Genomic DNA, 25,946 nt, shown 5'->3' with positions numbered 1-25,946 from the left:
GGATCAGAACAAGGGGGGCTGGCCGCTGCCGGCGGTGATGCCGCCGTCGACGGGCAGGATGGTTCCGGTGATGAAGCGGGCGTCGTTGGAGGCGAGGAACGTGACCGCGCCGGCGATGTCGGCCGGGGTGCTGTAACCGGTGAGCGCCCGGCGCTGGTTGAACCGTTCGACCAGGTCCGCTGCCATGGGGTGATCGGCGTGTTCCGCCCCGATCGTCAAGGCCGGGGCGACGGTGTTGACGCGGATGCCGAACGGGCCGAGGTCGAAGGCGAGCCCGCGGGTGAAGTTCACGACGGCGCCCTTGGCCGCGTTGTAGGCGGTGAGCATCCGGTCGCCGCCCAGCCCGGAAGCCGAGGCAATCTGCACGATGCTGCCACGGCTCTGCTTCAGGTACGGCAGCGCCGCCTGTGCTCCGAAGAAGCAGCTGTCCACATCGGTGCTCATGACCAGCCGCCAGTCGGCGAGCGTGGTCTCCTCGAACGCCTTGCCCAGACCCACGCCGGCGTTGGACACCAGCACGTCCAGGCCGCCGAACCGGTCCGCGCCGGCTTCGGCCATCGCCCGCACTTCGTCCTGTTGGGTGACGTCGGTGGCCACCGCCAGCGTCCGGTCCGCCCCGAGTTCGGCCGCGAGTGCCTCCAGCCGGTCCTTCCGGCGCGCCGCGAGTACGACGTTCGCTCCCTCCGCGGCGAATCGCCGGGCAATGCCCACACCGATCCCGGAGCTCGCGCCGGTGACGACCACCGTCTTTCCATCGAAGCGCCGTTCCACGTGAGCGACCTCCCAAATATGTGTCAGTCACTGACTCAAAACCTGTCAGGCACTGACACTACGTTGAGTCAGTCACTGACGCAACGTGCTACGGTTGGCGCATGCCAAGAAGTGGGGAAGCGGTGCGCCAGCGACTCCTGCAGGCCGCCCTTGAGCTGTTCACCGAGCGGGGCTTCGACCAGACACCGGTCGAAGCCATCGCCGCCCGTGCCGGTGTCACCGAGCGCACCTTCTTCCGGCACTTCGCCGACAAACGCGAGATGTTCTTCGACCGCGAGAGCGAGCTCCGCGACCTACTCGTCCAGGCCGTCGCCGCCGTCCCGCACGGCACGAAACCGCTGCCGACTCTGCGTGCCGCCTTCCACGAGTCAGTGCCCCTCTTCGAACGCAACCGCCCGATCACCGAGCCCGGCGCCCGCCTCGTAGCCGAAACCCCAGCCCTGCAGGAACGCTCCCTGGCAAAGCGGGCCATGTTGGTCACCGCGCTGACCGATGCGCTGCGGGCCCGCGGCGTCGACGCCCGGACCGCGCCGCTGTGCGCCCAGGTCGGCATGGACACCTTTGCCATCGCCACCCATCGCTGGATGCAGGACCCGTCGGTCCCCCTCCACGACCAGCTCGACCAGGCATTCCGCGAACTGCGGCTCGCCACCGCTGCCCTCAAATAGCCAAAACCGCCGATTCGGGTACGGCCGGGCCCACGCGCCTCGGCCCGGCGGAATCGGCGTCACGGCCGGGTCGGCGTTGCCGGACCGAGGGTGTGGACGAGCTGTGACACCGGCTCAACTGGTGAAGTTGATGGGGCTATTTGAAAATCCCCACCCTGTACTCAGGCACGGGACGGACCTGCTCGCCTCGCTTCCCCACTCGCTGCCCCGGGCAGGTTGCGTTCCTTCTGGCTCGTCTGAGCCACGTTCGACCGGCGGGGTGGTGATCGCCTTGCCCGCCTGCACGGGACGCAGCCTCCGCCGTCTGCCGCCTCGGCAGGGCAGCGGCACAAGGTCTGAATGCTTCTCCCGACCGACGCTCTCTTGCCAGGTCCAACGGCAGTGCGGCGATGGTTAGTTCCCGATAAAGATGTGACGTTTCGCCCAGCCAAAAGACCTGTCGCAGTACACCGTGACGGCCCCATACTCCGGGACCTGACGAACCGACGGGTGAAGGAGCACGGTGAGCGCAGCAGCGGCAGCAGGGACCTGGAAGCTCGGGGACCTGGAGGTGAATCGCATCGGCTACGGCGCGATGCGGCTGACGGGCAACGGCATGATGGGCAACTCAGACGGCGCGCCGATCGACCGCGATGTCGCCGTCGGCCTGCTGCACAGCGCGTTCGAGCAGGGGGTCAACCACGTCGACACGGCCGCCTTCTACTTCTCACCACTGCGGTCCGCGAACGAGCTCATCAACCGCGCCCTCTCGTCCTGGTCCGGCAATGTGGTCGTGGTGACCAAGGTCGGCCCGGGGCGTGATCCCTCCGGCAAGTGGCTCGACGCGGTCCGCCCCGATCAGTTGCGTGGCCAGGTGGAGGAGAACCTGCGTCAGCTCGGTCGGGACTGCCTGGACGTGGTGAACCTGCGCGCCGGTGGCCCCCGCACGGCCTCGATCGCCGAGCATTTCGGCGCTCTCGCCGAGCTGCGCGAGGCCGGCCTGGTTCGGCACCTCGGGCTCTCCGCTGTCCTGCCTGAGCACGTGACCGAGGCCCAGAAGATTGCGCCTGTGGTCTGCGTGCAGAACTCATACGGCCTGGACTGGCGCCGTGCCGACGAGAGCGGGCTGGTGGACCTGTGCGGGGAGCAGGGCATCGCCTTCGTCCCGTTCTTCGCAGTCTCCGGCCTGCGGCGCGAGGCAGCCGCAGGCCAGGAGCACGACGCGCGGGTCCGCTCCGTCGCTCGCGCCCACAACGCCACGCCGACCCAGGTACGGCTCGCCTGGACCCTCCACCGCGGTCCGCACGTGCTGGCCATTCCCGGTACCACGAACCCGGCGCACCTCGCGGAGAACATCGCCGCCGGAAGCCTGCGCCTGACCGAAGACGAATGGGCTCTCCTCGGCAAGCCGGACGAGGGCACTGTCTGAGACTCCGCTCCCGATGCTCGGTGAAATTCCCCAGTCCGTTGAGAACTGGACCGAGTGGGGCGAGGAGTCTCACTGGTCGTTTTCAGGAATCGCCATCAAAGTAGAGGATCGTGCGCCGCAGGGAGTCCGGACACCGAGTGGTCACGGCGTCGTGGCGGGCTCTCATCACGGAGAGTGTCGCCGAGAGACTCCCTCATCACGTCGGCTCCTGCGCGACGACCGCACCTTCAGGCCGGACTTCAAGACATACCGCAGGCCCGTCGACGAAATGGGCAATCTGCCGACCGTCCTTACCAGATGACATCTCCGTCGGCCGGGTGGCACCGAGGTGCTGCCGCTTCTCATGAGCATCGAACACAGCGCGGCTGCAGTGCCTCCCGAAGCCATGACCAACTGCTGCCGAAAGCGGTGAACAAAGCCACCGGCCGGGTGATCTCCCGTGGCCGGATGGCAATTCCCTTCATCGAGCTCCCTATTCACGTATGACGGCGGCCCAGCCCGGCTCGGGCCAGGCTGCCCGTTCCGATCCGGGGCGGCGACCGATGCCCCGGGCCGGGCGCCGTACGGCGTGTGGTGAGCACGACCGTCTCGTGCTGACACCCGAGAAACCCGTTCCGCCGCACCCCGCAAGGAGGCCCGGCCCCGGGCCCAGGGTTCTACTCACCGCGCGTCTAGTTCTCCCACGCCGCCCTTCGGGCGCTCCGTCTCCTGTTCCCCTTTTCCGTCCTGTCCGGCTGTGTGCCCGTGGAGGTTTGCTGCCATGTTCGCAAGGCTCCGTTGGCCTTATCAGCCGGTGGACCGGTCGCTCGGCCGCTGGTTCCTCCGGCTGGGATTCGTCGCGACCTGCACCGTTTCGGCGCTCCCGGCAGACCCGCCTTACGTATGGGCGGTCGCGGACATCCCGACCGTCATCACGAATCTGCGGAACTGGATCGTCGGCATCCTCGCGGGACTCGCCACCCTGTTCCTGACCTTCGGTGGACTGCGCTACCTGATGGCCGGCGGCGATCCCGGCGAAGTAGAGGCCGCCAAGCGGGGATTGAAAGCCGCCGCCATCGGTTACGGACTGGCGATCCTGGCGCCGGTCGTCGTGACGGTGTTGCAGGGCATCGTCGGGGCAGGCGGAGGCAAGCAGTGATGCGCGAGGGGCGTGTGGCCCGTGCCCTGACACTGCTGTTCCTGGCTGCTCTCGTGCTGGTTCCGCTCGCCCAGCCGGACTCCGCATACGCCGTGGGCCTGGTTGCCCTGGGCCAGGCTTCCCCTGAACCGCCTCAGCCCGAACCGCGGCCCGCACCCGGCCCCGTGGCGCCCTCCCCCGCCCCTGAGCCTGGACCGAGGCCGAATCCCACCCCAGGGCCCACGCGACCCGCAGGCCACCCCGCGTCAAAACCAGAACAGCCGTCGCCCACCGAACCGGCGCCGGGAGCCAGCCCTTCGGCGTGCGAGGCCACAGGCGTCGGCTGCGACAAGGACAGCGGCTGGGGCTTTCTCGACATCCCCGGCATGATCGTGAACGCGGTCACCTCGTTCCTCGGCACGCTGATCGAGCAGGTCATGAAGCCGATCCGCGAGTTCCTCGCCGACACCCTGCTCGCCACCCCCGACGTCACCCAGCACGCGGACATCAAGCGGTTGTGGACCTGGACGCTGGGCACCACCGCCGGGATCTATGTGCTGTTCGTGACCGCGGGCGGCATCACGGTGATGGGCTACGAGACCGTCCAGACCCGCTACACCCTGCGGCAGATCGCCCCACGCCTGCTGCTCGGGATGGCCGCGGCGACTGCCTCGCTGACCATGATGGGCAAGGCGATCGGCCTGTCCAATGCCCTCGCCCACGCGATCATGGCCAGCGACCTGTCCGACGCCGGACAGGGCATGGTCGAACGCGTCCTGCCCTTCACCCTGTTCGGTACCCCCGGGCTGCAGCTGTACCTGCTCATCCTGGCGATCGTGACGACGGCACTCGTCCTCGCCGTGCTGATCGGCTTCCTGGTGCGTGTCGCGGTGATGGCGCTGCTGGCCGCAGGCGCGCCCCTGATGCTGGCGTGTCACGCGCATCCGCTGACCGATCCGGTCGCCCGCCTGTGGTGGCGCGGGCTGGCCGGCTGCCTGGTCATCCAGGTCGCCCAGTCGATGACGTTCGTCCTCGCGCTGAAGCTGTTCTTCGCCCCTGGTGCCACCGCCCTGGGCATCCCGAAGGCCGACCAGCTCGGCACCGTGCTCGCCGGTGTGGCCCTGTTCTGGGTGCTGTTCAAGATTCCCGGCTGGACGTTGCAGGTCGTCCTGCGCGGCACACCCGCGCACCAACCGCACGCGCCCGGAGTACGGATGCTCAGGCATCTGGCGATGTACCGGCTCATCAACCACTACCTGCCAGGCATGTACCCACCGCGTCGCCGCCCAGGCGGAGGAGGCCGCGGGCCGGGCCCGGGCCGCGGCGGCCCTGGCGGCGGCGGTGGCGGAGGAGGCGGTGGAGGTGGCGGAGGTGGTGCACGCCGGGGCCGGGTCGGCCCCGGCGGCGGAGGAGGCCGTCCTGGACGGGGCAGGCGCGGGCCGGGTGCAGGCGGCCCGCCTGCCCCTGGACCCGGGAGTGGGGGCGGGCACGGCCGTGGCCGCGCCCTGCCCGCTCGCGGACCAGCGGGCCCGCCCCGTCCCGGTGGCCGCCCGGGGCCAACTGGTCAGCCCGCACCCGGTGCTCCGCCCGGACCGGGCGGGCGCCGTGTCGGCGCACCGCCGGTTCCCGCCACGGCCGGGACTCCTGTCGGCGCTGCCCCACCTCGCCAGACGCCGCAGCGCCGCAGGCCCGGTGTGGCTCCCGCTGTCCGCACGCCGAGAGGTCCCCGCGCTGTGATCCATCCCGCCCAAGCCCGCCAGACCCGGCAACTGGCCCTGCCCGTCACCACCCCGCGCGCCCCGACTCGGCCGGCAAGGGCCACTCAGCTCTGGCTGCCCATCCGCGCCGAGCGCGTACCGACCCCACCTCCGGCGACCCGCGCCATGCCAACTACTCCACCTCCAGCGGTGCGGCCCGCCCCTGCGGCTCGAGCGCGCCAACTGGCCCTGCCCATTCCCGCCCGCCGCGTCCACGTGCGGCCACCGCGCCCCATGCAACTGCGCCTGCCCCTCGAACCACCTCGGAGGTAACCCGCATGAATCAGCACGACGATGCGGCAGACGCCCCCTACGCCACCCGCATTCCGGCAGACATCTCCCGCCCCGACCGCCTCCTGGGACCTTTCACCGCCGGGCAAACGGCCGTTCTCACAGTCGCGGCGCTCGCGCTGTACGGCGGCTGGTGGGCCGCACACCCCTTCATGGCGCCACTCGCGTACGTGGTCCTCGTCATCCCGGTCGCCGGCGCGGTGGCCGCCCTCGCGCTCGGCCGGCGGGAGGGCATCGGCTTGGACCGCTTCCTGCTCTCCGCGCTCGCCCATGCCCGCGCGTCGAAACGCCAGGTGCACGCCCCCGAAGGAATGCCCGCGTTGCCGACCGTCGTTCCCGGCCGCTGGGCCACAGCCGCAGGCCCGCCTCCGGATGCGATGCGTATGCCGTACGACGGCATCACCTCTGAAGGGGCGCTCGACCTGAACCGGGAGGGAAGAGCGGCCCTGGCCACGTGCTCCACGGTCAACTTCGAGCTGCGCTCAGCGGCCGAGCAGCAGGCCCTGACCGCTGCGTTCGCTCGCTGGCTCAACTCCCTGACCGGCCCGACCCAGTTGCTGGTGCGCTGCCACCGCATCGACTTCGCCTCGCTGGCCGCCGCCCTACAGCAGGATGCCGCCGCGCTGCCGCACCCTGCGTTGGAGCGGGCCGCCCGGGCGCACGCCGATTTCCTCACCGACCTCGCCGCCAGCGGCAACCTGCTCGGTCGGCAGATCGTGCTGGTCGCCCGCGAAGAAGCCGCCGCACCCGGCATACGAGGCCACTCCGGCGAAGGACGGGCACGTCAGCGTGTGGCAGAGGCTGCCCGCGCGCTGGCCGCCGCCGAGATCACCGTCACCGCGCTGGGCGCCGATGAGTGCGCCGAGTTGGTCGGTGCGGCCTGCAACCCCGACACCCCCGCCCCACCCGAGAACGGACCGGAAAGTGAGGCCCTCGTATGACCCGGTTCCGCTTCCGCCCCCGTGATACCACTGTCGATACGCCGATCGTGGACGGCGCCCACCTGCTGGAGGTGGCGGGCCCCGAGGCCATCGAGGTGCACGCCCGCGCCCTGGCCATCGGAGCGCACCTGGCCACCACGCTCGTGGTCACCGGCTACCCGGCCGAAGTCACCGCCGGCTGGCTCGCCCCGCTGCTGAACTTCCCCGGCCATCTCGACATCGCCCTGCACATCGAGCCCGTCCCCAACCCGGTCGCGGCCGCCGGGCTGAAGAAGCAACGTGCGCGCCTGGAGTCCGGCCGCCGTACCGGTTTCGACAAGGGCCATCTGGACGACCCGGACGTTGAGGCCGCCGCCTCGGATGCCGCCGAACTCGCCTACCGGATCGCCCGGGGTGAGGGAAAGCTCTTCCACGTCGCCCTCTACCTGACCGTGCACGCCGCGGACGAGGAGGCCCTGGCCGAGCAGGCCTCCGCCGTCCGGGCGATCGCCGAATCCCTCCTCATGACCGTCGCCCCGACCACTTACCGGGCCCTGCCGGGCTGGCTGGCCACCCTGCCCCTCGGCATCGACACCCTGAAGATCCGCCGAACCTTCGACACCGCCGCACTTGCCGCCTGCTTCCCCTTCACCAGCCCCGACCTGCCGATCACCACCGACGAAGCCGGCATCGCGTCAGGAGTGCTGTACGGGCTGAACGCGGTCTCGGGCGCTCCTGTGCTGTGGGACCGCTTCGGGCAGGACAACTACAACTCCATCACCCTGGCCCGCTCCGGCGCCGGCAAGTCCTACCTGACCAAACTGGAGCTGCTCCGCCTGCTGTTCACCGGCGTCACGGCCTCGGTCATCGACCCGGAGAACGAGTACGTCCGCCTCGCCGAAACCGTCGGCGGCCACGTCATCGCGCTCGGCACCGACGGCGTACGCCTCAACCCCTTCGACCTACCCGCGGCAACGGACGGCAGCGAGGACGTCCTGACGCGGCGCGTGCTCTTCCTGCACACCTTCCTCGCGGTCCTTCTCAGCAGCGACCTGAACGCGGCCGAGAAAGCCGTGCTGGACCGGGCTATCCTCGCCACGTACTCACGCGCAGGCATCACCACCGATCCGCGCACCTGGCAGCGCACCCCGCCCACCCTCACCGACCTCGCCGCTGTCCTCAGCGAAGACGGGATCGAAGCGTCAGCTGATCTCGCCAACCGGCTTGCCCCCTTCACCACCGGCTCGCATTCAGCGCTGTTCAACGGCGACAGCACGGCCTCCACCACCGGGCATCTCGTCGTATTCGCTCTGCGTCAGCTTCCCGAAGAGGTCAAGGCACCAGCCATACTCCTGGCGCTGGACACGATCTCGCGGCAGGTCACCCACCGCACGCAACCTGGCCGGCATCTGGTCGTGGTGGACGAGGCGTGGCTGCTGATGCGCGACGGCGCTGGCGCCGGCTTCCTGTTCCGCATGGCCAAGACCGCCCGTAAACGCTGGACCGGTCTTGCGATGGTCACCTCGGATGCCGACGACGTCCTCGCCTCTCCCCTCGGGCGGGCCATCGTCTCCAACGCGGCCGCCCAGATCCTGCTGCGCCAGGCCCCGCAGGCCATCGATGTGATCAGCGACAACTTCCATCTCTGCCACGGCGAGCGGGAGTTCCTGCTTTCCGCGACGCGCGGCGAGGCCCTGCTGCTGACCGGCGACCGCCGTCACAAGGTCGCCCTGATCAGCGTCGCTGCACCGGGCGAACACGAAGTGATCACTACAGATCCGGGCGAGCTCGCCGCCCGTGATCTGGCAGGCGAGGATCCCGAGGCCGACGGCCTCTATACCGATGCGCGCTTCCTGCACGACACGGGATGGGAGTCATGACGGCGCACATCCCCCACGTCGTCTCTCGGCAGGGCGACCCGCTGGTGGACTTCCTCACCGATCCGGGCAGTTTCTGGGGCACGATCGGCGACCGCGGCATCGGCTGGATCGGGGCCCATGCTCTCGTCCTCGCCCCGTGCGCGGCCGTCGCCGTGGCCAGCGGTTCCGCGCTCAGGTATCGCGTGCGCCTGTGGCGCGAGCGACGCCTCGCCCAGGGCTCCCGCTGTGTGGAGATTCTCGCGCCGCCCAAGGTCGCCGTCCGGGGCGGTGAAGTCCTGTGGGCGCAGCTCGCCGGTCTCCTGCGCCCCTGGTGGCGCCGTATCACCACCGGGCAGCCGCATCTCGCCTTCGAATACGTCTGGTCCCACACCGGGCTGTCCATCCGGCTGTGGCTACCCGGCACCGTGCCGCTGGGCCTGGTACGCCGCGCCGTCGAGGCCGCCTGGCCAGGCGCCCACACCCGCGTCACCGCGCCGACCCTGTTCCTCCCTCCCGGTCACAGCGTGAGCGCCGGGCGGCTGCGCTCCGCACGTCCCGACGTGCTGCCGGCGACGAGGGCTGCTCAGTCGTCGAAGCGGCAACGGCCCTCGCCTGCGCGCACTCCGCAAGCCGGTTCACGGCCCGGCTGGTCGCGGCCGACTCCACGGACGTGCTGTGGGAACGCGGCAGTAGCGGAATCTACGACCCGCTGTTCCGCACCGTGCCCGGCGTCTTCGAGACCTGGAACGCGGTCCGCATCCTCCGCGAGACCCGCAAGGCCCTCCGCCCGGTGCGCGAACAGTATGAGAAGCGGGGAGTAGCCGTCATTGACGATGGAACGTTCCTTCTCGCCCACCTCGTCTTCCGGCAGTTGCTGGACGAAGACGCCAACATCGCCGAACCCGACCCCTCCGGCCCAGACGCCACCACGTGGTACGCCAAGTCGAGTTCCCGAATCCCCGACCTGCTAGCCCGCACGGTTCCCGTGCTACTCGGAGTTCTCGATGCCCGGCACGGAACCCGCACCAGCCTCAAGCAGGTCTGCATCGATGACACGGAGTGCGCCGCCCTCGTGGCCGACATCCTGAACGTCCTCGCTGCGGGCGGCGAGACCCAGGACATCTCCTCATACCTCCGCAAGGACGAACGGCCACGTAGGCCCCGCCGCCCCAACTCGGTCCACGTGATCGTGAACCAGCGAGCGCTCCCGGAGGGTGCGCCACTCCGGCTCAGCCTCTACGTCCCGGCCGAGCAGGAAGCGTTGGAAGCCTGGCTCGGCGGACCCCACCCGGTCCCGCGCGACCTGGACCGCAAGCACCAGCAAGGCCCTCGTCTGGGAGTACGACCGTCAGCGCTACTCCCCCAGCGGCCTTGTCTCCCGCATGTGGGAGCTGGCTGGTTGGGAGGAGCGCCCGGTGTCTAACCAGGGCACCGCGCGCTGGATCACCCAGGACGGAGAAACCCTCGCCGAACTCGCCGAGCGCCTTCTCAGCAGCCTCGAAGGAGCCAGCGGCGAGTGAGTGCCGCGTAGCCCGCCCTCTCGCTGGCACCTCGCGCCCGGACCAAGCAAACGCTCGGCGCCAGCAAGAGGGCAGCCTCCGGGCGCCCCCGCATGCCACTGTGCACACAGCCGGATAGGTGACGTCGCCGGCCCACCCCGTATCCGTCACACGACCCGCGTCTTCGGTAGGTGCCCTGACAAGGTCACCACGAGCGAATCTCCGCAGCTCACAGCGGGTGCGCCGCGACCAGCCCTCACGAGCGGCTCCCGTCCAGGACTCGAATCTGCGTCCAAGGACACCCTCCCGAGCCCACGGTCCAGAACCTCCCGCTCCCCACGACCAGCGCGGCCGACAAGCAGGTTGACGCGCCTACCGCCGGCCAGAGGTCAAGTGGCGGTGACCGGCAGCACGTCCGGCGACAGCGCCGCCGCTCGCGCCGTGGCGCTCGTCATGCGTCTGCGGTGATGACGTCGACAGAGCACCTCGTACCCGACCTCCGCCGCCGACTGAGCCACATCACCCACAACGACCTGCTCCCCCTCCACGACCATCTCCCCGCCCACCGTGCGCGCATTGTGCGTGGCCCGAGCACCGCACCAGCACATCGCCTCAACCTGCAAAGTCTCCAGGCGATCGGCAAGTTCGATCAGACGCTGCGAACCGGGGAAGAGCCTCGTCCGGAAGTCGGTGGTGATGCCGAACGCGAAGACGTCCAGCTCCAAGTCGTCCACGATCCTGGCCAGTTGATCGATCTGCCCGGACAACAGGAACTGGGCCTCGTCCACGATCACGTAGTCGACCCGGCCACCCCGAGACAACTGCTCCACCACATATCCGTACAGATCCAGCCCCGGCCCGGCCTCCACCGCGTCGGTCACCAGCCCCAGACGCGACGACAGCTTGCCCACACCCGCACGGTCATCACGCGTGAAGATCAACCCCTGCAGACCACGCGCCGTTCGATTGTGTTCGATTTGTAGCGCCAAAGTTGACTTCCCGCAGTCCATAGTCCCTGAAAAGAACACCAACTCGGACATCAGAGACTCGGAACCTTTCGAGTCGAAGAAAGACGACAGACATCGCCAATACGGGCAAATGCACCATCAGGTGACACCACACCGCCCACGACACGGCCGCCCGATGGCGAATACCCAAGCAAGTCAGTCGACTTCCCGCAGTCCATCGTTCCGGAGAAGAACACCAGCTCGGGCATGAGGAGTTGAACACCTTTCGGCGAGTAGTCGGGGGCGTGCGTCAGGAGCGGACTTCGAGCAGCGGGACGAGCTGCTCGGCGGGGGTCATCGAGCCGTGGTTGCCGACGAGCGCCGACTCCTTCGGCTCCCGCTCGGTGGCGATGATCAGGACGTCGTCGTGGGCGGCCGCGACCACGTCCCCGAGCCGGTCGTACACCCGCTCGTCGATCCGCGGTCCGAACCAGCCCGCCGCGATCGCCTCGTCGCGCGAGGCCACCCAGAACTGCTCGCCGAGGACCTCGCGCCAGCAGGTCAGTACGTCGATCTCGGCGCCCGGCACCGCGTACACGTGCCGTGCCCGGCCCTCGCCGCCCAGCAGGGCGACCCCGGCGCGCAGCTCCCAGTCCGTGTCGAAGTCGAAGCGGTGCTCGTCGTCGAACGGGACGTCGACCATGCCGTGGTCGGCGGTGACGTAGAGCGCGCTGCGCGGGGGCAGCTGCTCGGCGAGGCGCTGGGCGAGCCGGTCGACGTACATCAGCTGGCCGCGCCAGGTGTCGGAGGCGACGCCGTAGCGGTGGCCGGAGCCGTCCAGCTCGGAGTAGTACGTGTAGACCAGCGAGCGGTCCCCGGCGGCCAGTTGCTCGGCGGCGGCGTCCATGCGCTCCTCGCCGCTCAGCCGGCCGTGGAAGGTGCCGCCGCTGAGCGCGATCTTCGTGAGCGGGGTGTGCTGGAAGGCGGGCGAGGAGACCTGGGCGGAGTGCACCCCGGCCTCGTGGGCCAGCTGGAAGACGGTGGGGTATGGCTGCCAGGGGCGCGGGTCGGTGTACGGCTGGAAGCGGAGCTGGTTCATCAGCTCGCCGGTGGCCGGGTTGCGGGCGCTGTAGCCGGGCAGGCCGTGGGCGCCGGGCGGCAGGCCGGTGCCGACCGAGGCGAGGGAGGTCGCGGTGGTCGCCGGGTATCCGGCGGTGAGCGGGCGGCCGGTGCCGCCGCGCGAGCTGCCGAGCAGGGAGGTCAGGAAGGGGGCCTCGTCGGGGTGGGCCCTCAGCTGCTCCCAGCCGAGCCCGTCGACCAGGAGGACGCAGACCCGGTCGGCCGGGGTCAGTTCCCCGATCGTGGCGGTCATGCCGGGGACGCCCATGCCCGCGGCCAGGGTGGGCAGCAGGTCGGCGAGGGAGCCGGTGCCGTACTCGGGCAGTGGGGCGGTGTCCAGGGCGAGGGGTTCCGGGTGGTCCCAGGCGGAGGTGAGCTGGGACATCAGCGCGTGAGGTCCGCGGTCGCCTCCGAGACGGCCTGCGCGAAGGCGAGCGCCTGGCGCACCGTCTCCGGGCCGTCCCCGGCCTCGCTGACGCGCAGGCTGAGGTCGTCCGCCGTGGAGTTGCCGGTGTAGCCGTGGTCGGCGTCGCAGTTGGGGTCGCCGCAGGCGGCGGGCTCCAGGTCGATGCGGCTGACGGCGCCCCAGCCGATGGTGAGCACGACCTCGCGGGGCAGGGTGCCCGGGGTGTACTGCTCGGGGTTCGCGACGACCCGGCTGACCACGACCGAGGAGATCCGGCCGAGCTTCACGGACTCGGTGGAGGTGGTGGCGTACGGGGTCGGGGAGGTGCTGTCGGCGGCCTGCTCGTCGGTGTGGCTGACGATGAAGCGGTTGCCGGTGAGGACCAGGACGGTCACATGGCGGCGCACCTCGTTCTGGTCGAACGTGGTCTCCTGGTGGACCAGGTACGACCGGATCGGCTCGCCGCCCACAGCGGCCTCCACCGCCTCGGCCACGAGGGCCGGGTAGTAGCCGCTGCGCTCGATCGCCGCGCGCAGCCCCTGGGTCGTCGTACTGGTCTTGGCCATGGCGTCCATCCTAATCCGTGGGCAGGGCCGCTCCGGGCCAGTCACCGGGACCGGGGCGGGCCGTTCACGCGCGCGTGGCCCGCTCGTCGTCGTCCCGACGGACGAACCCCGGCACGATGTCCAGTCGCTCGGCGGCGATCAGGCAGGAGACCGGTCCGGGCCCGCCGGCGTCGGCCTCGAACGCGACCACGACGGGCGGCTCCCCGCCGAGCGCCCGCCGCAGCCGCGCGGTCTCCTCCGCCGTGGGCTCCCGGAAGACGGGGTCCTGGAAGGCCGCGGGGCACGAGACGAAGCACGGGTCGGTGAGGACCACCTCCAGGCCGTGGTGGTACGTCAGGTCGTGTCCGGCGGCCAGCCGCAGCCGGCCGCCGTCCCAGACGATCACTTCCCAGTCCCACCAGCTGCCCTCGGGCAGTACCCGCCCCGCGATCTCCACCGTCCCCTCCGCTCGCCCCGTTCGGCCGGCCGTCAGTACGCCGGCATCGTGCGCGGCCCGAGGTCGTCGCGGGCCGGCGGGGGTGCGAGGCGGACGGTGGCGCCGAGGACGCCGACGCCGTGCGGGGCGACGACGACCGGTTCCAGGGTGACGGCGACCACCTCCGGGTGGTCGTCGACCAGCCGGGACACCCGCAGCAGCAGCTCCTCCAGGGCAGGGGTGTCGACGGGGGTGGAGCCGCGCCAGCCGAACAGCAGCGGAGCCGTGCGGATCGCGCGCACGAGCGAGGTCGCCTCGCGGTCGGTGACCGGGATCAACCGGTGCGCCATGTCCCCGAGCAGCTGGGAGGCGGCCCCGGCGAGCCCGAAGGACAGCACCGCGCCGGCGGCGGGATCGATCACCGCGCGGACGACCGTGTCGACACCTCGGGGCGCCATGCCCTGCACCACCGGCCGCAGCTCCTCCGGCGCCCCGAACAGCTCGGTCAACTCGGCGTACGCCCGGCGCAGTTGCTCCTCGTCCGCGAGATCGAGGCGTACGCCGCCCAGGTCCGCGCGGTGCCGCAGATGGGGGGCGGTGGCCTTGAGGGCCACGGGGTAGCCGAGGGTGCGGGCGGCCTCGGCGGCGGCGTCGGCGGTCGGGGCGGGCAGGGCCTGGCGGACGCGGATGCCGTACTTGCCGAGCAGCTCGCAGGTCTCGGCGGCGGAGATCGTGAGCCCCTCCCCGCGCGCGAGCAGCCCTCCGATCAGCCGCGCGGCACCCTTCTCGTCGATGTCGTCATACTCGGGCACCTTCCCGGGCTCCGCCGCCTCCCGCCGCCACTGCCCGTACTTGACGGCCTCGGCGAGGGCGCGCACCGCGCGTTCGGCGGCGGGGTAGGCGGGGATGGCCTGGGCGGACGCCGCTGGGTCGGTGGGCAGCCGTTCCGCCGGGCGGAAGGGTGGGGCGGCGCCCTCGGTGCCGGGAGTACCGGGCGTCTTCCCGACGGCCTGCGGTGCCGTGCTCGCCGCGGCCGACAGGGCCTCGGCCAGTCCCCCCAGCTCCACATGCACCACCAGCACCGGCTTGCCCGGCACCGCCGCCGCGGCCGACCGCAGCGCCTGCGCCAGCTCGGCGTCCCCCGGCGAGCCCTCTCCGATCGCGGGGATCGCGGTGACGACGACGGCGTCGCACGTCTCGTCCGCCAGCGCGGCCCCCAACGCCCGGTGGAAGTCCGCCGCCGTCGCCCCGGTCGTCAGGTCCAGCGGGCGTGACGGCCGCAGCCCTTCGGCGAGGCAGCGGTCGTACGCCAGCACGCCCAGCGACTCGGAGTTGCCGAGGATCGTCACGCGCGGCCCGGCCGGCAGGGGCTGCCGGGCGAGCAGCAGGCCCGTGTCGACCAGCTCGGTGATCGTGTCGACGCGCAGCACGCCGGCCTGCCGGAGCAGGGCGGAGACGGTGGCGTGCGGCAGCCGGGTCGCCCGCACCGCGTGCCCCTGCGGGGCGGAGCCGACGCCCTGCACGACGACCAGCGGCTTCGCCGCCGCCGTGCGCCGCGCGAGCCGCGTGAACTTGCGCGGGTTGCCGATGGATTCCAGGTACATGAGGGCGACGTCGGTCTCGGGGTCGTCGTACCAGTACTGGAGGACGTCGTTGCCGGAGACGTCGGCGCGGTTGCCGGCGGAGACGAACGTGGAGACGCCCGTGACCCCGGTGACGCCTCCCCCGCGCCGGTGCAGCCGGGACAGCAGGGCGATGCCGATGGCGCCGGACTGGGCGAACATGCCGATGCGGCCGGGGCGGGGCATCTCGGGGGCGAGCGAGGCGTTCAGCCGGACGTCGGGGGCGGTGTTGATGATCCCGAAGGCGTTGGGGCCGATGAGCCGCATGCCGTACGCGCGCGCGTGGCGCACGAGCGCCCGCTGCCGCTCCCGCCCGTCGGGCCCGCTCTCGGCGTATCCGGCGGACAGGACCACGAGCCCCTGCACGCCGTGCTCGCCGCACTCCGCGACCACCGCGGGCACGTGATCGGCCGGCACCGCGATCACCGCGAGGTCGACCGGGCCGTCGATGTCCCGCACCGAGCGGTGCGCGGGCACCCCGTCGATCTCCTTGCGGTCCTCGGCGAAGGCCTGGTTCACGGCGTGCAGCAGGCCGCCGTAGCCGCCGTCGCGGATGTTGTCGAGGACGCTGCGGCCGACGCCGCCGGGGGCGCGGCCGACGCCGATGACGGCCACCGAGCCGGGTGCGAGGAGCCGCCGTACCGAGCGGGCCTCGGCGCGCTGTTCCCGCGCGCGCTGGACCGCGAGCGAGCGGTCGGTCGGTTCGAGGTCGAACTCCAGGCGGACGACGCCGTCCTCGAAGCTGCGCTTCTGGGTGTACCCGGCGTCCGTGAACACCTTGATCATCTTGGTGTTGGCGGGGAGCACCTCGGCGGCGAAGCGGCGGATGCCCCGCTCGCGCGCGACGGCCGCGATGTGCTCCAGCAGCGCGGAGGCGACGCCGCGGCCCTGCTGGGCGTCCTGCACCAGGAAGGCGACCTCGGCCTCGTCGGAGGGCGCGGAGGCGGGCAGGCCGTCGGCGCCGATGCGGTCGTAGCGTACGGTGGCGATGAACTCGCCGCCGATGGTGGCCGCGAGTCCCACCCGGTCCACAAAGTCGTGGTGCGTGAAGCGGTGGACGTCCTTGGCGGACAGTCGTGGGTACGGCGCGAAGAAGCGGTAGTACTTCGACTCGTCCGAGACCTGCTCGTAGAAGCTGACCAGGCGGTCGGCGTCATCAATGGTGATGGGCCGGATGCGCGCGGTGCCCCCGTCGCGCAGCACCACGTCCGCCTCCCAGTGGGCGGGGTACTCGTACCGGTCCTGCCGGTCCGCCGAGCTCTGCATGGGCCCCAGAGTACGGCTCGCGTCCGACAACGGCGCGAGGCAGTCTGTGGGGGACGCACGTCGGATCGAGGCCGCGATCCGATGTCACACCGGAGGGGACGAGGGTCCGCTCCGGGCACGCTTCACGATATGGGAAACTGGTCTAGACAACCCTGAACACCGAAGGGCAGCAACACATGGCTGAGCGCCGCGTCAACGTCGGCTGGGCCGAGGGCCTCCACGCCCGCCCCGCCTCCATCTTCGTCCGAGCCGCCACGGCCGCAGGCGTCCCGGTGACGATCGCCAAGGCTGACGGCAACCCCGTCAACGCGGCCTCCATGCTGGCCGTCCTGGGTCTGGGCGCCCAGGGTGGCGAGGAGATCGTCCTCGCCTCCGACGCCGAGGGCGCGGACATCGCCCTGGACCGTCTGGCCAAGCTGGTCTCCGAGGGCCTGGAGGAGCTGCCCGAGACCGTCTGAGCCGGCCCGCCCGGAACACCGAAGCCGCGTCGCCCTTTCCGGGCGGCGCGGCTTCGCCGTTTGGCACCGCTTTTTGTGAATGCCCGAGCGTGAATGCCCGGGCAGGCACGTGCGAACACACCGGAATTCAGGCGGCAGGAATACACCTCCGCCGAATTACTCTTCTTTGTATACGGCGCTCGTGTTAATGACGCAGGCCGCTCATGTTTACGGCGTGTTGCGAAGTTCTCACGCCCTCGCCGCCCACGGAAAAGCGAAGCCGGTGCGCGGCCGTCGCGCGCTCGCCGTGCAGGGCCGTGAGCGCCCGCGCGCGCTCGCCGTCGCCGCGCGCCACCGCGTCCACGATCGCGCCGTGCTCCGCCCAGGACTCGACCGGGCTCGGCAGCGCCTCCACCGCGTACATCCAGGCGATCTTGTGGCGCAGCTGGGTCAGCATTGAGGTCAGCGACGGGCTCGCGCAGGCCTGGGCGAGCGTCTCGTGGAACCAGCCGCCCAGCGACCGGAGATCCTCGCTACTACCCCGCCTGGCCCGCTCCTGACCCAGTCTGACCAGGCCACGCAGCACCTTCAGATGCGCCTCCGTGCGCCGCTGCGCGGCCCGGGCGGCGCCGAGCGGCTCCAGGAGCATCCGCATCTCCAGCAGGTCGGCCGCCTCCCGCTCGGTCGGCTCGGCCACGCACGCGCCCGCGTGCCGGCGCGTCACCACGAATCCCTCCGCCTCCAGCGTGCGCAGTGCCTCGCGGACGGGCACGCGCGAGACGCCGTAGCGACGGGCCAGGACTTCCTCGGTGAGGCGGCTGCCGCGTTCGTGGACACCGGCGACGATGTCGTCCCGGATCGCCGTGCATACCGAGTGCGCCGGAATACGCATGACCGACCTCCGCCTTAATCCCCGTGACGCGTCGACGATGGACGCGTGTTCCGTGACTCTATTGCAATGAGCCAGAATTTCCGACGGCGGGCCGGAATCCATGGATATTTTTTGGACAGCGGCTCCCCTGAGCGCACTGCGGACACCGCGGAAAACGACGAAAGCCCCGGCTCGGTGAGCCGGGGCTTCGGATGCCGTGTCGCGTGCGCCGTGCGCGTCAGACGTTCACGCCGTGCTTGCGGAGATAGGCGACCGGGTCGACGTCCGAGCCGTAGTCGGGGGTCGTACGGGCCTCGAAGTGCAGATGCGGGCCGGTGACGTTGCCGGTCGCGCCGGACAGGCCGATCTGCTCGCCCGCGGTGACCTGCCGGCCCACCGTGACGCCGATGGACGACAGGTGGCCGTACTGGGTGTACATGCCGTCGGCCATCCGGATCACGATCTCGTTGCCGTACGCGCCGCCCCAGCCGGTGGAGACGACGGTGCCGGAGCCGACCGCATGGACGGGCGTGCCGACGGCCGCGTGGAAGTCGATGCCGGTGTGCGAACCGGAGGACCACAGGGAGCTGCTGGCCTTGTAGCCCGTGGAGACGTACGAGTCCGTGATCGGGGCGACGAAGCGGTTCAGCCGCTCGCGCTCGGCCTCGCGTGCGGCGCGGGCCCTGGCCTCCCGGATCTCCTGGGCCCGCCGGGCCGCGGCCTGCTCGGCCGCCTTCTGCGCGGCGGCCTGCCGCTGGGCGGCTGCCTGCGCGTCGATCTGCTCGGCGATGTCGTCGCCCACGCTGATCACCGGGGTGAGGCCGGTCTGCTCGACGGAGTTCTGGGCGGCGGACGCGGGGGACGCCGCGAGCGTGCCGATGACACCGGTGGTGAGAGCCGCGACGCCGGCCGCCTGAGCGGCGGTGCGCGTGACCCGGCCGGGCTTGCGGTGCTTCCCGGTGGCGCACATGAACGCCATGGAGTGGCTGGTCCTTTCCTTCCCTCTCGCCTACCGGGTTAGCTGACGGGTTCGGAGCAGGAAGGTCTCCTACGGCCGCCACGCGCACGCGTGGGCGTCCGATTCACCCCAGGGGACTGGGTCCCCGGCTCCCCTGGCTCGCGCCGTACGGGGACTCGGCGATGGCTGTCCGGTGCCGCGGGCGCGGCGCACTGCCTGACGAACAGCCCGGACGACGCTAGGCGGGCCTGGCGCCGGTCCCCAAACCGAACCGGGCTTTTGTAGCGCATCCCACAGGGCAGACAGGCAACCTCCGCCTCAAATCGGGCATCTGGAGAAGAGAGCGGAACAGCAAGGGGCCCTGACGACCCGTAGGCGGTCAGGGCCCCACGCGTGCGTGCCCTACTCGGCCGCGACCACGCTGACTTCGCCGATGCCGAGCGCCTCCACCGGCGCCTTGATCTGCGAGGCGTCACCGACGAGGACGGTCACCAGGCCGTCCACCGGGAAGGCGTTCACGACGGCGGCCGTGGCCTCCACCGTGCCCGTGGCGGCCAGCTGCCGGTACAGCGTCGCCTGGAAGTCGTCGGGCAGGTGCTGCTCGACCTGGTCGGCCAGCGTGCTCGCGACGGCCGCCGCCGTCTCGTACTTGAGCGGCGCCACCCCGACGAGGTTCTGCACGGCCACGTCCCGCTCGGCGTCGGTCAGGCCCTCCGCCGCGAGAGTGCGCAGCACCTTCCACAGGTCGTCCAGCGCGGGACCGGTGTTCGGCGTGTCCACCGAGCCGCTGATGGCGAGCAGGGAGGCGCCCGTAGCCCCTCCGGGAGAAGGGGGCGCGGACCGCAGGACCTGGCCGAAGGCGCGCACACCGTAGGTGTAGCCCTTCTCCTCGCGCAGGACGCGGTCCAGGCGGGAGGTGAGGGTGCCGCCCAGGCAGTACGTGCCGAGCACCTGCGCGGGCCACACGCGGTCGTGCCGGTCGGGGCCGACGCGGCCGATGAGCAGCTGCGTCTGGACCGCACCGGGCCGGTCCACGATGACCACGCGGCCGGTGTCGTCGGCGGTCACGGCCGGCACGGGCCGGGGCTGCCCCGGGGTGCCGCTCCAGGCGCCCAGGGTGTCGCCGAGCAGGGCGTCCAGGTCGATGCCGGTGAGGTCACCGACCACGACCGCGGTGCCCGTCGCGGGGCGCACATGGCGGTCGTAGAAGGCGCGTACGGCGGCCGCGTCGATCTTCTCGACCGTCTCCTCGGTGCCCTGGCGCGGGCGCGACATGCGCGAGGTCGCCGGGAACAGCTCCTTGGACAGTTCCTTGGCGGCCCGGCGGCTGGGGTTGGCCAGCTCGTGCGGGATCTCGTCCAGGCGGTTGCGGACCAGCCGCTCGACCTCGCTCTCGGCGAACGCGGGCGCGCGCAGGGCGTCGGCGAGCAGGCCGAGCCCCTTGGCGAGGCGGGAGGCGGGCACCTCCAGGCTGATGCGGACGCCCGAGTGGTCGGCGTGCGCGTCGAGCGTGGCGCCCGCGCGCTCCAGCTCGGCCGCGAACTCCTCGGCGGAGTGCCGGTCGGTGCCCTCGGAGAAGGCCCGCGCCATGATCGTGGCGACGCCGTCCAGACCGGCCGGCTCGGCGTCCAGGGGCGCGTCGAGCAGCACCTCCACGGCGACGACCTGCTGGCCGGGGCGGTGGCAGCGCAGCACCGTCAGGCCGTTGTCGAGCGCCGCGCGCTCGGGAGCCGGGAACGCCCAGGGCCTGGCCTCGCCGGGCCGCGGCTGAGGGTGGAAGTCCATGCTGGCGAGCTGCTCGGTCACTTGGCCGTCTCCTCGTTCTCGTTGCCGGCCTCTACGGTCGCTTCCTGCTCCGGGTCCTCGGGCACGTCGGCGTCAGGGGCCTGTTCCGGGGACTTCGGCTCGTAGACGAGGACCGCGCGGTTGTCGGGGCGCAGGCGGGCCTCGGCGACCTCCTGGACCTCCTCGGGGGTCACCGCGAGAACGCGCTGCACGGCCGTGAGGGCGAGCTGCGGGTCGCCGAACAGGACGGCGAACCGGCACAGTTCGTCGGCGCGGCCGGACACCGTGCCGAGCCGGTCCAGCCACTCGCGCTCCAACTGGGCCTGGGCGCGCTCCATTTCCTCCGGCGTGGGACCCTCCTCGGCGAACCGGGCGAGCTCCTCGTCGATGGCGGCCTCGATGACCGGCACCTCGACGTCGCCGGAGGCCTTCACGTCCAGCCAGCCCATCGAGGGCGCGCCGGCGAGGCGCAGCAGGCCGAAGCCGGCCGCCACGGCCGTACGGTCGCGGCGCACCAGCCGGTTGTAGAGGCGGGAGGACTCGCCGCCGCCGAGGACGGTCAGGGCGAGGTCGGCCGCGTCGCACGCGCGCGTGCCGTCCTCCGGCAGCCGGTAGGCGGCCATCAGGGCGCGCGCCGGGACCTCCTCGACGACGACCTCGCGCTTCTGCTCGCCGATGACGTCGGGCAGGGAGCCGTCGCGGGGCGCGGGCTTGCCGTCGTGCGCGGGGATCGAGCCGAAGTACTTCTCGATCCAGGCGAGGGTCTGTACGGGGTCGATGTCGCCGACCACGGACAGCACGGCGTTGTTCGGCGCGTAGTAGGTGCGGAAGAACTGGCGGGCGTCCTCCAGTGTGGCCGCGTCCAGGTCCGCCATCGAGCCGATCGGCGTGTGGTGGTAGGGGTGGCCCTCCGGGTACGAGAGGCCGGTCAGCTTCTCGAAGGCGGTGCCGTAGGGGACGTTGTCGTAGCGCTGGCGGCGCTCGTTCTTGACGACGTCCCGCTGGTTCTCCATGGATTCGTCGTCCAGGGCGGCCAACAGCGAGCCCATGCGGTCGGCCTCCAGCCAGAGCGCGAGCTCCAGCTGGTGGGCGGGCATGGTCTCGAAGTAATTGGTGCGCTCGAAGCTGGTGGTGCCGTTCAGCGAGCCGCCTGCGCCCTGCACCAGCTCGAAGTGACCGTTGCCCTTCACCTGTCCCGAGCCCTGGAACATCAAGTGCTCGAAAAGGTGAGCCAGGCCGGTACGCCCCTTGACTTCGTGGCGGGAGCCGACGTCGTACCAGAGGCAGACCGCCGCCACCGGGGTCAGGTGGTCCTCGGAGAGCACCACGCGCAGACCGTTGGCCAGGCGGTGCTCGGTCGCTGTCAGGCCCCCGGAGCCTGCCTCGGCTGTGGTCGTGTGACCCATGGGCATGTACGTCCCTTCGCGAGCGGTGGCGGTTGTGCTAACCGCGGTTTTCCTGCCGTGCCTGCCACTGTATGCAAAGCGCGCGGGACCTCGGCGAAGTTCCCGCGGGCCGTACGCCCACAGCGGATCGCGCACGCCGTGCCGGACGGGCGCCGAGGCGGCTTTCGGCGGCCGACGGGGCCGCCGTTACCGGGTCGTGGCACGGGTTGTCAGTGCCTCGGTCCACAATGGTCGGCGTCAGATCCGTCAAACGCTTCAGCAAGGAGCCAGGCAGGATGGCCCGCCGCAGCACGAAGACCCCGCCGCCCGACGACTCGTACGAGGAGAAGATCCTCGACATCGACGTCGTGGACGAGATGCGTGGCTCCTACCTCGAGTACGCGTACTCGGTCATCTATTCGCGCGCCCTGCCGGACGCCCGTGACGGCCTCAAGCCGGTGCACCGCCGGATCGTGTACCAGATGAACGAGATGGGCGTGCGCCCCGACCGCGCCTACGTGAAGTGCGCGCGTGTCGTCGGCGAGGTCATGGGCAAGCTGCACCCGCACGGCGACGCGTCGATCTACGACGCCCTGGTGCGCATGGCCCAGCCGTTCTCCATGCGCGTGCCGCTCGTCGACGGCCACGGCAACTTCGGCTCGCTGGGCAACGACGACCCGCCGGCCGCGATGCGGTACACCGAGTGCCGGATGGCCGAGGCGACGGGCCTGATGACCGAGTCGATCGACGAGGACACGGTCGATTTCGCGCCCAACTACGACGGCCAGGAGCAGGAGCCGGTGGCCCTGCCGGCCGCCTTCCCGAACCTGCTGGTCAACGGCTCCTCGGGCATCGCGGTCGGCATGGCGACGAACATGCCGCCGCACAACCTCGGCGAGGTGATCGCGGCCGCCCGCCATCTGATCCGGTACCCGAACGCCGACCTGGACGCGCTGATGAGGCACGTCCCGGGCCCGGACCTGCCCACCGGCGGCCGGATCGTCGGCCTCGACGGCGTCCGCGACGCGTACGCGACGGGCCGCGGCACCTTCAAGATCCGTGCCACGGTGTCGGTGGAGACGGTGACGGCCCGCCGCAAGGGCCTGGTTATCACCGAACTGCCCTTCACGGTCGGCCCCGAGAAGGTCATCGCGAAGATCAAGGACCTGGTCAACGCGAAGAAGGTCCAGGGCATCGCCGACGTCAAGGACCTCACCGACCGCGAGCACGGCCTGCGCCTGGTCATCGAGATCAAGAACGGCTTCGTGCCGGAGGCGATCCTGGAGCAGCTGTACAAGCTCACCCCGATGGAGGAGTCCTTCGGCATCAACAACGTGGCGCTGGTGGACGGCCAGCCGCTCACGCTGGGCCTGAAGGAGCTGCTGGAGGTCTATCTCGACCACCGCTTCGACGTGGTCCGGCGGCGCAGCGAGTTCCGCCGCACCAAGCGCCGCGACCGGCTGCACCTGGTCGAGGGTCTGCTGACCGCGCTGGTCGACATCGACGAGGTCATCCGGCTGATCCGCTCCAGCGAGAACTCCGCGCAGGCCAAGCAGCGCCTGATGGAGCGCTTCTCGCTGAGCGAGATCCAGACGCAGTACATCCTCGACACGCCGCTGCGCCGGCTCACCAAGTACGACCGCATCGAGCTGGAGGCGGAGAAGGACAGGCTCACCGCGGAGATCGAGGAGCTGACCCGGATCCTGGAGTCCGACGCGGAGCTGCGCAAGCTGGTCTCGGCCGAACTGGCCGCCGTGGCCAAGAAGTTCGGCACCGACCGGCGTACGGTCCTGCTGGAGTCCGCGGGCGCCCCGGTGGCCGCGGTGCCGCTCCAGGTGGCCGACGACCCGTGCCGGGTGCTGCTGTCCTCGACCGGGCTGCTGGCCCGTACGGCGGCCGACGAGGCGGTCCCGGAGGGGGCCGACGCGAAGCGCGTCAAGCACGACGTGATCGTCTCGGCGGTGCCGGCGACCGCGCGCGGTGAGATCGGCGCGGTGACCTCGGCGGGCCGGCTGCTGCGGATCAACGTGGTCGACCTGCCCCAGCTGCCGCCGACGGCGAGCGCGCCGAACCTCGCCGGGGGCGCCCCGCTCGCGGAGTTCGTGTCCCTGGAGGACGACGAGACGGTGGTCTGCCTGACCACGCTCGACGAGTCGTCCCCGGGCCTCGCGCTCGGCACGGAGCAGGGCGTCGTCAAGCGGGTGGCGCCCGACTACCCGTCCAACAAGGAGGAGTTGGAGGTCATCACGCTCAAGGAGGGCGACCGGATCGTCGGCGCGGTGGAGCTGCGCACCGGCGACGAGGACCTGGTGTTCATCACGGACGACGCACAGCTGCTGCGCTTCCAGGCGTCCATCGTGCGCCCGCAGGGCCGCCCGGCGGGCGGTATGGCGGGCATCAAGGTCACCGACGGCGCCAAGGTGATCTCGTTCACGGCGGTCGACCCGGCCGCCGACGCGGTGGTCTTCACGGTGGCGGGCTCGCGCGGCACGCTGGACGACTCCGTGCAGACGACGGCCAAGCTGACCCCGTTCGACCAGTACCCGCGCAAGGGCCGGGCCACGGGCGGCGTGCGCTGCCAGCGGTTCCTGAAGGGCGAGGACTGCCTGTCGCTGGCCTGGGCGGGCCCGGTTCCCGCGCGCGCGGCCCAGAAGACCGGTGCCCCGGCCGAGTTGCCGGAGCTGGACCCGCGCCGGGACGGCTCGGGTACGTCGCTGCCGAAGACGGTCTCGGTGGTCGCGGGACCGGCCTTCTAGGCCGGCGGGTCCTGCGGCCCGGCCTCCGTCTCCTGAGGCCCCTGGACGTACCTCAGGACGCCCCACATGCCGTGTTCGTCGGCGTGTGGGGCGTCGTTCCTGGCCGCCTCCAGCTCCTTGCCCAGGGTGCCGGTGTCGATGCCGGAGCCGATCAGCACGAGCTGGGTGAGCCGGTCGCCGGCCCCGGTCCAGGGCTCTGGGTAGAAGCGCAGGAACCGGCCGACGGCGTGCACGGCGTACCGGTTGCGAGTGTCGTACGGCCCGAAGTCGACGTATCCCTTGATCCGGTACAACCCCTCGGGCCGGCTGTCCAGGAACCGCATGAGCGCGCGCGGGTCCATGGGCAGGTCGGAGGTGAAGGACAGGCTGTCGTAGCCGGTGTGGAGATGACCGGTGTGGTCGTCGTCATCGGTGTGGTCGTGCAGGTCGTCGAAGGACAGCTGCCCGATGCGCTCCCCGCTGGGCTTGCAGTCGAAGAGGAACTCCGGGTCGATGCGGCCGTAGGTGGCCGGGACGACGGCTGCGCGGTCGGCGAGGGACTGCACGAGGCCGAGCACGCGCTCGCGGTCCGCGGCCCGGTCGAGCTTGTTGACCACCACGAGGTCGGCGAGGGCGAGGTGCCGGTCGACTTCGGGGTGGCGGGCCCGGGTGTCGTCGAACTCGGCGGCGTCGACGACCTCGACCAGGCCGCCGTAGACGATCCCGGGGTGCTCGCTGGCCAGCACCATCCGCACGAGTTCCTGCGGCTCGGCGAGTCCGCTGGCCTCGATGACGATCACGTCGATGCCGACGCCGGGGGCGGCGAGCCGGTTCAGGTAGACGTCGAGCTCGCTCGCGTCGACGGCGCAGCACAGGCAGCCGTTGCCGAGCGAGACGGTCGAGTCGCCGAGGGCGCCGGCGACGGCCATCGCGTCGATCTCGATGGCCCCGAAGTCGTTGACGATCGCGCCGATCCGGCTGCCGCCGCTGCGGTGCAGGAGGTGGTTGAGGAGCGTGGTCTTCCCGGAGCCGAGGAATCCGGCGAGTACGACGACGGGGATCTGCTGCGGGGTGCTGCTGTTGCCCAACGGGCGCCCTCTCTCACGTGGACCGACTGCCGGTCCAGGATAAGAGCGGCGCCCCG

General features: G+C 71.2%; 20 protein-coding genes and 1 riboswitch. Of the genes, 9 read left to right on the top strand and 11 right to left on the bottom strand.

Annotated features, from left to right (window positions below):
• Window positions 1-3: 3 nt before the first annotated feature.
• Complete coding sequence (budC, locus tag BIV23_RS17915) at window positions 4-771, bottom strand: meso-2,3-butanediol dehydrogenase (RefSeq protein WP_071381879.1); 768 nt, start codon at window positions 769-771, stop codon at window positions 4-6.
• A 122-nt stretch (window positions 772-893) separates the two neighbouring features.
• Between budC and BIV23_RS17910 the strand changes: the two genes are divergently transcribed.
• From BIV23_RS17910 to BIV23_RS49630, 7 genes are all read left to right on the top strand, one after another.
• Entirely contained in the window at window positions 894-1,439 is a 546-nt protein-coding gene (locus BIV23_RS17910) for a TetR/AcrR family transcriptional regulator (protein WP_245790560.1), read from the top strand.
• A 502-nt stretch (window positions 1,440-1,941) separates the two neighbouring features.
• Window positions 1,942-2,847, top strand: a complete 906-nt coding sequence (locus BIV23_RS17905; RefSeq protein WP_071381877.1) for an oxidoreductase — start codon at window positions 1,942-1,944, stop codon at window positions 2,845-2,847.
• A 760-nt stretch (window positions 2,848-3,607) separates the two neighbouring features.
• Window positions 3,608-3,985, top strand: a complete 378-nt coding sequence (locus BIV23_RS17900; RefSeq protein ID WP_071381876.1) for a pilin — start codon at window positions 3,608-3,610, stop codon at window positions 3,983-3,985.
• A 365-nt stretch (window positions 3,986-4,350) separates the two neighbouring features.
• Window positions 4,351-5,994: a TrbL/VirB6 family protein gene (locus BIV23_RS50365; RefSeq protein WP_071381875.1), complete on the top strand. Its 1,644-nt coding sequence runs from the start codon at window positions 4,351-4,353 to the stop codon at window positions 5,992-5,994.
• A 5-nt stretch (window positions 5,995-5,999) separates the two neighbouring features.
• Window positions 6,000-6,953, top strand: coding sequence for a PrgI family mobile element protein (locus BIV23_RS17890; RefSeq protein WP_071381874.1), 954 nt, complete (start codon window positions 6,000-6,002; stop codon window positions 6,951-6,953).
• Window positions 6,950-8,812: a VirB4 family type IV secretion system protein gene (locus BIV23_RS17885; RefSeq protein ID WP_071381873.1), complete on the top strand. Its 1,863-nt coding sequence runs from the start codon at window positions 6,950-6,952 to the stop codon at window positions 8,810-8,812. The genes BIV23_RS17890 and BIV23_RS17885 overlap by 4 nt, the downstream gene beginning before the upstream one ends.
• Before the next feature lie 649 nt (window positions 8,813-9,461).
• Entirely contained in the window at window positions 9,462-10,214 is a 753-nt protein-coding gene (locus tag BIV23_RS49630; RefSeq protein ID WP_071381872.1) for a hypothetical protein, read from the top strand.
• 465 nt (window positions 10,215-10,679) lie between these two features.
• On the opposite strand, the gene BIV23_RS17875 is transcribed toward BIV23_RS49630, so the two are convergent.
• From BIV23_RS17875 to BIV23_RS17855, 5 genes are all read right to left on the bottom strand, one after another.
• Window positions 10,680-11,330 carry a thymidine kinase gene (locus tag BIV23_RS17875; protein WP_071381871.1) on the bottom strand — a complete coding sequence of 217 codons (651 nt, stop codon included), beginning with the start codon at window positions 11,328-11,330 and terminating at the stop codon, window positions 10,680-10,682.
• 217 nt (window positions 11,331-11,547) lie between these two features.
• Window positions 11,548-12,741: an alkaline phosphatase family protein gene (locus BIV23_RS17870; protein ID WP_071381870.1), complete on the bottom strand. Its 1,194-nt coding sequence runs from the start codon at window positions 12,739-12,741 to the stop codon at window positions 11,548-11,550.
• Entirely contained in the window at window positions 12,741-13,328 is a 588-nt protein-coding gene (locus BIV23_RS17865; protein WP_071381901.1) for a DUF5998 family protein, read from the bottom strand. The genes BIV23_RS17870 and BIV23_RS17865 overlap by 1 nt, the downstream gene beginning before the upstream one ends.
• Window positions 13,329-13,392: 64 nt before the next feature.
• Window positions 13,393-13,764 carry a hypothetical protein gene (locus BIV23_RS17860; protein WP_071381869.1) on the bottom strand — a complete coding sequence of 124 codons (372 nt, stop codon included), beginning with the start codon at window positions 13,762-13,764 and terminating at the stop codon, window positions 13,393-13,395.
• Window positions 13,765-13,796: 32 nt separating this feature from the next.
• A complete protein-coding gene (locus BIV23_RS17855; protein WP_177239932.1) occupies window positions 13,797-16,631 on the bottom strand; it encodes a bifunctional acetate--CoA ligase family protein/GNAT family N-acetyltransferase in 2,835 nt (944 codons plus the stop codon).
• A gap of 176 nt (window positions 16,632-16,807) precedes the next feature.
• On the opposite strand from BIV23_RS17855, the gene BIV23_RS17850 reads away from it, so the two are divergent.
• Window positions 16,808-17,089 carry an HPr family phosphocarrier protein gene (locus BIV23_RS17850; protein ID WP_071381868.1) on the top strand — a complete coding sequence of 94 codons (282 nt, stop codon included), beginning with the start codon at window positions 16,808-16,810 and terminating at the stop codon, window positions 17,087-17,089.
• 184 nt (window positions 17,090-17,273) lie between these two features.
• On the opposite strand, the gene BIV23_RS17845 is transcribed toward BIV23_RS17850, so the two are convergent.
• The 4 genes from BIV23_RS17845 to BIV23_RS17830 all read right to left on the bottom strand — a co-directional run bounded on the left by BIV23_RS17845 (window position 17,274) and on the right by BIV23_RS17830 (window position 22,094).
• A complete protein-coding gene (locus tag BIV23_RS17845; protein WP_071381867.1) occupies window positions 17,274-17,960 on the bottom strand; it encodes a GntR family transcriptional regulator in 687 nt (228 codons plus the stop codon).
• A gap of 217 nt (window positions 17,961-18,177) precedes the next feature.
• Complete coding sequence (locus BIV23_RS17840; protein WP_071381866.1) at window positions 18,178-18,918, bottom strand: M23 family metallopeptidase; 741 nt, start codon at window positions 18,916-18,918, stop codon at window positions 18,178-18,180.
• Between the two features lie 12 nt (window positions 18,919-18,930).
• A riboswitch (cyclic di-AMP (ydaO/yuaA leader) is annotated at window positions 18,931-19,089 on the bottom strand.
• Window positions 19,090-19,299: 210 nt separating this feature from the next.
• Window positions 19,300-20,682: a M16 family metallopeptidase gene (locus BIV23_RS17835; RefSeq protein ID WP_071381899.1), complete on the bottom strand. Its 1,383-nt coding sequence runs from the start codon at window positions 20,680-20,682 to the stop codon at window positions 19,300-19,302.
• A gap of 17 nt (window positions 20,683-20,699) precedes the next feature.
• Window positions 20,700-22,094: a M16 family metallopeptidase gene (locus BIV23_RS17830; RefSeq protein ID WP_071381865.1), complete on the bottom strand. Its 1,395-nt coding sequence runs from the start codon at window positions 22,092-22,094 to the stop codon at window positions 20,700-20,702.
• A gap of 269 nt (window positions 22,095-22,363) precedes the next feature.
• Here BIV23_RS17830 and BIV23_RS17825 point away from each other — a divergent pair, with 269 nt between their 5' ends.
• Complete coding sequence (locus BIV23_RS17825) at window positions 22,364-24,823, top strand: DNA gyrase/topoisomerase IV subunit A (protein WP_071381864.1); 2,460 nt, start codon at window positions 22,364-22,366, stop codon at window positions 24,821-24,823.
• On the opposite strand, the gene BIV23_RS17820 is transcribed toward BIV23_RS17825, so the two are convergent.
• A complete protein-coding gene (locus BIV23_RS17820) occupies window positions 24,820-25,890 on the bottom strand; it encodes a CobW family GTP-binding protein (RefSeq protein WP_071381863.1) in 1,071 nt (356 codons plus the stop codon). The genes BIV23_RS17825 and BIV23_RS17820 overlap by 4 nt on opposite strands.
• Between the last annotated feature and the right edge of the window lie 56 nt (window positions 25,891-25,946).

The sequence above is a fragment of the Streptomyces monashensis genome, from assembly GCF_001866665.1.
Classification (GTDB): domain Bacteria; phylum Actinomycetota; class Actinomycetes; order Streptomycetales; family Streptomycetaceae; genus Streptomyces; species Streptomyces monashensis.
The sequence above is the reverse complement of the archived record's forward strand: the minus strand, read 5'-3'. Positions and strand labels throughout refer to the sequence as shown.